The organism is Staphylococcus sp. EG-SA-2 (genome assembly GCF_017152085.1).
The window spans coordinates 1-789 of record NZ_JACYHC010001032.1 but is presented as its reverse complement, the minus strand read 5'-3'; the positions used below and the strand labels follow the sequence as shown (position 1 = coordinate 789).

General features: G+C 32.3%; 1 protein-coding gene. It reads right to left on the bottom strand.

Annotated features, from left to right (window positions below; genetic code table 11):
- Positions 1 to 352: 352 nt before the first annotated feature.
- On the bottom strand, positions 353 to 789 hold a 437-nt coding region (locus IDG60_RS17610), incomplete at its 5' end, for a MutS-related protein (protein WP_481906105.1).

Here is a 789-nt window from a genome sequence, read left to right as displayed (position 1 = left end):
ACAGCAATATAGATTTAGAAGAGTATTCTGCAGAATAAAATAAACGTCAGTTATTAACATGATTACGATGAACATTATTGAAACTGTTCATAGTCTTCTGTCATGTGATAGCTGACGTTTTTATATTGCAATTAGGGGAGTGAGACAGAAAAGATAAAGAACCACTAATGATTTATTATGTTGGGATTCTGCCAACTTGCACATTATTGTAAGCTGACTTTCCGCCAGCCTCTGTATTGGGGCCCCCGGACTAGTATTGAAAAAACTTATTACAAGCGTATTTTCATTTAGTCAAAGACTGTCAATATAACAATGTTGCGACTTGAACATTGATTGATGTTCAAGATTCATGCTAACCATTGGAAACATTATCTTTTGCTCGTTCATATATTTTTGCTGGAAATGAAGTGATTTTTAATAATTCGATGGCATTACGAGTATTTGCTTTGCCAGGCTTAATTTTGTAATCAAAATGTATGTTATTATTTTCTATTACCTCATTGAAATGATAATTTTCATAACGTTGTTTTAAGAGTTCAGCTAACTCAATATCATGTGTTGCTGCAATAACTCTAAAGTTAGATTTTTCATGTAAAAATGATAGTACTGATTCTGAAGCGGCAATTCGTTCAGTTGTGTTGGTACCTTTAAAAATTTCATCGATAAAGCAGTATATTTTTTGATTATCTGGAATTTCAACAATACGCTTAATAGATTTTAATTCAGCCATAAAATAACTATCGCCTGATAACACATCATCGGCATTTGCCATTGACGTGAACACAATTC